This is a genomic window from Stenotrophomonas sp. GD04024 (genome assembly GCF_029837545.1).
GTDB lineage: Bacteria > Pseudomonadota > Gammaproteobacteria > Xanthomonadales > Xanthomonadaceae > Stenotrophomonas > Stenotrophomonas forensis.
The window spans coordinates 1-6,608 of the sequence record NZ_JAOEDV010000131.1; the positions used below are offsets into that span (position 1 = coordinate 1).

General features: G+C 68.3%; 7 protein-coding genes. 4 read left to right on the forward strand and 3 right to left on the reverse strand.

Annotated features, from left to right (window positions below):
• Positions 1–125: 125 nt before the first annotated feature.
• The gene (locus N7590_RS21550) at positions 126–392 is read right to left on the reverse strand and encodes a DksA/TraR family C4-type zinc finger protein (protein ID WP_006460850.1); all 267 of its coding nucleotides are present in this window, start codon (positions 390–392) and stop codon (positions 126–128) included.
• A 170-nt stretch (positions 393–562) separates the two neighbouring features.
• Positions 563–1,120 (reverse strand): DUF2058 domain-containing protein, encoded by a 558-nt coding sequence (locus tag N7590_RS21555; protein ID WP_006460852.1) that lies wholly within the window; start codon positions 1,118–1,120, stop codon positions 563–565.
• A gap of 62 nt (positions 1,121–1,182) precedes the next feature.
• Here N7590_RS21555 and N7590_RS21560 point away from each other — a divergent pair, with 62 nt between their 5' ends.
• From N7590_RS21560 to N7590_RS21570, 3 genes are all read left to right on the forward strand, one after another.
• The gene (locus tag N7590_RS21560; RefSeq protein WP_049456100.1) at positions 1,183–1,683 is read left to right on the forward strand and encodes a M48 family metallopeptidase; all 501 of its coding nucleotides are present in this window, start codon (positions 1,183–1,185) and stop codon (positions 1,681–1,683) included.
• A gap of 56 nt (positions 1,684–1,739) precedes the next feature.
• A complete protein-coding gene (locus N7590_RS21565) occupies positions 1,740–2,438 on the forward strand; it encodes an RNA pseudouridine synthase (RefSeq protein WP_008265276.1) in 699 nt (232 codons plus the stop codon).
• A 91-nt stretch (positions 2,439–2,529) separates the two neighbouring features.
• Positions 2,530–4,119: a phospholipase D family protein gene (locus N7590_RS21570; protein ID WP_164242520.1), complete on the forward strand. Its 1,590-nt coding sequence runs from the start codon at positions 2,530–2,532 to the stop codon at positions 4,117–4,119.
• A 3-nt stretch (positions 4,120–4,122) separates the two neighbouring features.
• Here the strand turns inward: N7590_RS21570 and N7590_RS21575 are convergent, their stop codons facing one another.
• On the reverse strand, positions 4,123–5,199 hold the full coding sequence (locus tag N7590_RS21575) for an HDOD domain-containing protein (protein ID WP_164242521.1): 1,077 nt from the start codon (positions 5,197–5,199) through the stop codon (positions 4,123–4,125).
• A 279-nt stretch (positions 5,200–5,478) separates the two neighbouring features.
• Between N7590_RS21575 and N7590_RS21580 the strand changes: the two genes are divergently transcribed.
• Entirely contained in the window at positions 5,479–6,576 is a 1,098-nt protein-coding gene (locus tag N7590_RS21580) for a Glu/Leu/Phe/Val dehydrogenase dimerization domain-containing protein (protein ID WP_049456104.1), read from the forward strand.
• The last annotated feature ends 32 nt before the right edge of the window (positions 6,577–6,608 follow it).

The window sequence follows — 6,608 nt, forward strand, 5'->3', positions numbered from 1 at the left end:
GTCCCCGCACTCCGACACCGCCCCACCAACCCGCGGAATGCCAGCTTTTGCTTTTGCTGTTGCTGTTGCCGTTGCCTTGGCTTGAAGCATCTGCAGGTGCAGGGCGCAGCCCTGCCGAACATCCCTTACCTCAGCTGGCTGTCCTTGCTGCCGCGCCGGTTGTAGCCGCTGTGCGCGTGCTCCTCATCATCCAGCGCCTGCTGGCAGGCCACGCACAGGCGTACCCCGGGCACGGCCTGGCGCCGCGCCAACGGGATCGGCGCGTCGCATTCCTCACAGTGTTCCAGACCCGGACCCTGGCGCAGCTGGCGCCGCGCGCGGGCAATCGCATCATCAACGGTAGCGTCGATCTGATCCTGGACCGCGCCATCTCCCGCCCAACCGGTGGCCATGGCCATCCTCCGCAGGTGTGTCGCCTGATATGGGGACGATACACGCCGGCAAAAAGACAGGCCGTGATGCGGAGCCGAGCCGTGCTCGGCTGCTCTTCAGGAAGACGAACAGGATGCGAACGGGTTCGATCAGGCCGATTGCGGCTTAATCCCCTCCGTCCCCTTTTTGCTTACCAGACCAGGTCGTCGGGCACCTGGAACTGGGCGTAGTAGGCATCGTCCTCGGCGTTGCCGGTGGAGATCTCGGCGGTCGAGCCCGGCTGGCCGTGGTCGACGATGATCGCTTCCGGGGCGCGTTCACGCACCTTCTCGGCGGCGGCTCGCGGCAGCAGCGCATAGCCTTCACCGTGGGCGACAATGACCAGCACGCCCACCGACAGTGCCTTGCGCAGCTTGGGGTCGATCAGCAGGGTGCGGATCGCCGCGCCGTCGCTGAAGCGGTATTCGTCATCGCCCTTGTGGGGCACGGCGTGGGCGCTGATGATCTGCCTTGCCTGGGCCTTCTGTTCAGCCTGCCTGGCCTGGGCATTGCGCTCGGCGGCCAGCGCGCGGTCGCGCTCGACCTTCTCGGCGCGGGCGCGTTCAGCTTCGCGCTGGACCTCGGCCGAGGTCGGTTCGGCCTTGCCCTGGCGGGCCTTGGCCTGCGCGCTCGCGGCGGCGCTGGCCTGCGACTTCTTGGCCAGGCCGGCCTTGAGCAATTGTTCCTGCAGCGCGTTGGGCTTTGCCATGGTCGATGCGTACCGCGTGTAATCTTGGAGGCTCCATTCTACCGACGCCCCGCCGCCCCTGCATGGCAGTGATGAAGTACCTCACCGGCTATCCCGAGCCCCTGGTCGCCCAGGTCAGCGAGCTGCTGGCGCAGGGTAAGCTCGGCCCCTGGCTGCAGCAGCGCTACCCGGACCCGCACGAGGTGCGCAGCGACCGCCAGCTGTACGACTACACGCAGGAACTGAAAGACCGTTACCTGCGCAAGTCGGTGCCGCTCAACAAGGTCTGCTACGACAACACGCTGGAAGTGATCAAGCACGCGCTGGGCACCCACACCGCCATCTCCCGCGTACACGGCGGTCGCCTCAAGGCCAGCCGCGAGATCCGCATCGCCACCGTGTTCCGCCAGGCGCCGGCGGCATTCCTGCGCATGATCGTGGTGCATGAACTGGCCCACCTGAAGGAAGCCGACCACAACAAGGCCTTCTACCAGCTGTGCCAGCACATGGAGCCGGACTACCTGCAGCTGGAATTCGACACCCGCCTGTACCTGACCGAGCTGGCCAACCGCGGCCAGCGCTGAGCGGCCGCAGCAGCTACACTGCGCGCCCCCTGCCCGACCTGACCGAACCGCCCGCCATGGAACCGATCCGTCTCGACAAACGCCTGTCCGCCCTGCTCGGCATCCCGCGCGGCGAAGCCCGGCGCTACATCGAGGGCGGCTGGGTCACGGTCGATGGCGAGGTGGTGGAACAGCCGCAGCGCCCGGTCGACGACAACGCCGTGATCGTGGTGGCCGAGCAGGCCAGCGATGACAAGGCCGAGCGGGTCAGCATGCTGCTGCACAAGCCGGCCGGCGTCGCCGCCGAGACCCTGTGCGCGCTGGTCAGCAGCGACAGCCGAAGCGAGCTTGATGCCAGCGGCATCCGTCCACTGCAGCGTCATTTCCATGGGCTGCAGCTGGCGGCATCGCTGCCGGCGGCCGACAGCGGCCTGGTGGTGGTCAGCCAGGACCCGGCCACCCTCGCCCATCTGCAGCGCAACCTGGGCCGCACCGAGCAGGAGTACCTCATCGAAGTGGCCGAAGGCGGCCCCGAGCGCGGTCCGTGGCTGCTGGCGCGGCTGCAGCACGAATCCGGCGGTGCCAAGGTCAGCTGGCAGAGCGAACAGCGCCTGCGCTTTGCCGGCAAGGGGCTGACCGCCAAGGGCCTGCGCGTGGCGGTGACCGCCGCCGGGCTGCAGGTCGCAGCCGTGCGTCGCCTGCGTATCGGGCGCGTGGCACTCGGGCCGCTGCCGCCGGGCCAGTGGCGCTACCTGGGCAGTGACGAGCGGTTCTGACCCCATCCACGCATGGCATGACATTGCCTGAAGAAGCCATCCACGCAAGTCGTGGAGCCACTGCAACGGGTCTTCTGGCTTTCATCCACGCATGGCGTGGATCTACCATCGGGGCATGAGTCCACCTAAGCCCCTGTGGCAACGCCTGCTGCGTGTCGCTGCGATCATCGTCGCCGCCTTGTTGCTGCTGGTCCTGTCCGGCCTGCTGCTGGCCGACCATCTCACGCCGCAGGCACAGGGCGCGCCCTCGCACGTGCTGCCACTGCAACCGGCGCAGACGCGCATCGACCAGCAGATCGTGCCACTGCAGCAGGCCCATCCCGGCAAGTCCGGCGTGGCCTTCCTCAGCGATGGCATGGATGCGTTCGCGGCCCGCGCGATGATCACCGCGCACGCAGGACGCAGCCTGGACCTGCAGTACTACATCTGGCACGACGACCTGGTCGGCCACCTGATGGCCAAGGCGCTGTATGACGCCGCCGAACGCGGCGTGCGCGTGCGCATCCTGCTCGACGACATGAACGCCAGGGACAAGGATGCGCTGATGATGGCGCTCGATGCGCATCCCAACATCGAGATCCGCCTGTACAACCCGTTCCGCAACCGCAGTGGCATCGCACGCACGCTGGAGCTGGTGCAACGCGCCTTCAGCGTGAACCACCGCATGCACAACAAGAGCTGGATCGCCGATGGCCGCATCGCCATCGTCGGCGGGCGCAACATCGGCGAGGAATACTTCAGCGCGCGCGACGACGTGAACTTCCAGGACCTGGACCTGGTGGTGGCCGGACCGGCCGTGCAGCAGGCCAACCGGATCTTCGACGATTACTGGAACAGCAGCACGGCCATTCCGATCTCCGCGCTGGCCTCCTACAGCGATGAACAGCTGCGGCAACTCGTGCGGCAGTCGGACCTGGATGCGCTGCATGCCAGGGCGCAGCCCTACCTGCAGCGTGTGGCCGCATCACGCAGCCTGCAGCGGCCCAGCCCAGAGCCGTTGCACTGGAGCGCGAACGTGCGCATCGCCTCCGATCCGCCGATGAAGCACCGCGACGATGATCGCCGCCACTGGCTGGTCAATATGCTCAGCGACGAGCTGGCAACCACCCGTCGCAGCGCACTGCTGATCTCGCCCTACTTCGTGCCCGGCAGCGATGGCGTGGAGGGCCTTTCGGGACTGGCCGCGCGCGGCGCCCAGGTGGGCGTGGTCACCAATTCGCTGGCCGCCAACGACGTGGCCGCAGTGCACGGCGGCTACATGGGCTACCGCGTGCCGCTGCTGAAGGCCGGCGTGCAGCTGTACGAACTGAAGGCACACGGCCAGCCGGATACCAGCCTGTTCGGCAGCAGCGGGGCCAGCCTGCATACGAAGGCGTTCGTGGTCGATGACCGCCGCGGCTTCGTCGGCTCGTTCAACCTCGATCCGCGCTCGGCCTACCTCAATACCGAGATGGGCGTGCTGTTCGACGATCCGGTGCTGGGTGCGCAGCTGCGCGACGAGTACCTGCGCCTGGCCAGCCCTGCGCACAGCTGGTGGCTGGCCCTGGGCCACGACGATGCGCTGCGCTGGCTGGAGCGGCAACCGCCGCCGCACTGGGTGGAGGCCGAACCCGGGGCGAGCCTGGGCAAGCGCTGGACAGCTCGGGTGATCAGCTGGTTGCCGGTGGAATCGCAGCTTTAGCGCTCAGGGCGACGGCGATGCCTGTTCCTGCCCGGCCTCATCGCGCGTTTCCACGCTGCGCCCGTGCAGGCGCCGCCAGATCCAGCGCAGGGTATGCGGCGGTGCCGACGGCAGTTGTTCAAGCAGGGCCAGCATGCGGTTCTGGCTGGCATGCCCGTGCCTGCACAGCAGGCTGGCAGCCGCAGCGGCGCTGGCCAGGCGCAGGCTGTCGGCCAGCGGTCCGTCCGCTTCCGGTGCCAGCGCCTGGTGCACCGGTTCGGGCAATTCCCAGGCCGCCGCCACGCGCTGGGCCAGTGGCAACGACCACTTCTGCAGCAGCTGCAGGGCCAGGGCCGGCTCCACGGTTTCGCCGCGCGCCTGCGCTTCCTGCAGCAGCTGGCGCATCACCAGCGCCGCGCCGAGCCCCTGCACCAGGCCCAGCCACTGGGCGGCGAAAGCATCGCCGAAGGTGACCGTGCGTGCGTGGTCGGCGGCCGCGCGCGAGGCCAGCAACGCATGCTCCCAGATGATCGTGCTGAACTGCGGGAACACCTCGCACTGCACCTGCATCACCGGCTGCACCAGCACCGCGCTGATGATCTGGCGCACGCCTTCGGTGCCGACCAGGGTCACCGCCCGCTGCAGGCTTTCCACAGGCCGCTCGTGCACCTTGTACGCCGGGCTGTTGGCAATGCGCAGCAGGTTGCCGGTCAGCACCGGGTCCTGGCCGATGATCGCCGCCATCACCCGCGCCGAGGCCGCGTCGTCGTTGACGGTCTGGATCAGCTGCGGCAACAGCTGCGGACGCCGGGGCAGGTGCCGGGCCGCCCAGTCGCGATCCTGCAGCGCGCGTGCCACCGCCTCGCCCAGCGCCGGGTCCTGGACCGGCGCGGGTTCGCCGGCCAGCCGCGGATACAGCGCCAGCGCATGCAGGCCGCGCTGCAGGTGCGCCGCGATCTCACTTGGTGGCAGCGCCTCGCCCTGCAGGCTGGCCGCAGCGGCGGCCACCGCCTGCCGCGATGCTGCCGCCAACCGCGACGGCGCCGCCCCGGTCGAGCGCGCCAGCCACGCGCGCAGCGATCGCCACCAGGCCGGCGTCATCGCCGCCTGCCCTGTCGTTGTGCTGCCTTTGCCGTCACTGACCGTCCTGCCTCTTCACACGAATCCGGCGACCCGCCGTCGTCGCAGCATCGGCCGCGCTTTCATCTTCTTTAACCGGGCGTCCGCCGATGTCGACGGCAGCGGCCGGAGGAATGGACTAGAATGGCGCCGCGCGACCCGTCCCCCTGCACCGACGACGTCGCTTTTTTTGTTTTTGGGACCCTACCGTTCACTGGCCGTTCGCCGCAGTTCGCCGCTGTTCGCGCCATCGGAGATGCCATGCTATTCGAAACCCTCGCCACCACCGGCCATGAACAGGTGGTGTTCTGCCACAACCACGACGCCGGGCTGAAGGCGATCATCGCCATCCACAACACCACCCTGGGCCCGGCCCTGGGCGGCGTGCGCATGCGCCCCTACGCCAGCACCGACGAGGCGCTGGCCGACGTGCTGCGGTTGAGCCGGACGATGACCTACAAGAATGCGCTGGCCGGCCTCAATGTCGGTGGCGGCAAGGCGGTGATCATCGGCGACCCCAAGGTGGACAAGACCGAGGTGCTGTTCCGCGCCTTCGGCCGTTACGTCGATTCGCTGGGCGGGCGCTACATCACCGCCGAGGACGTCGGTACCGACGTCAACGACATGGAGAACATCTACCTGGAGAGCCAGTTCGTGACCGGCGTTCACCAGGTCCATGGCGGCTCCGGCGATCCCGCCCCCTTCACCGCCTACGGTGCGCTGCAGGCGCTGATGGCGGCGATGCGCTTCAAGTTCGGGCATGAAGAAGTGGGCAAGACCAGCATCGCGGTGCAGGGCCTGGGCCACATCGGCATGGAACTGGTGAAGCTTCTGCGCGACCGCGGCGCCAAGCTGTATGTCACCGATCTGGACAGCAGCCTGGTTGATCGTGCGGTCAGCGATTTCGGCGCCGAAGCGGTCAAGCCGGACGAGATCCACGAGGTCAACGCCGATGTGTTCGCGCCGTGCGCGCTGGAAGGCGCGATCAATGCCGATACCCTGCCGCGGATCAAGGCGAAGATCATCTGTGGCACCGCCAACAACCAGCTGTCGAGCCTGGAAATCGGCGACGAGCTGCATGCGCGCGGCATCCTGTATGCACCGGACTACGCCGTCAACGCCGGTGGCGTGATGAACGTGTCGCTGGAGATCGACGGCTACAACCGCGAACGCGCGATGCGCCTGATCCGCAGCATCTACCACAACCTCACCCGCATCTTCGAACTGTCGCAGCGCGAGAACATCGCGCCGCAGCGTGCCGCCGACCGCATCGCCGAAAGCCGCATCCTGTCGATCGGCAAGCTGAAGATGCCGCTGGGCCGCAGCACCCCGCGCCTGGGCAACCTGCGCGGCGGCTGAGCCTGCGGGGGGTGGGGGGGGGGGGGGGGGGG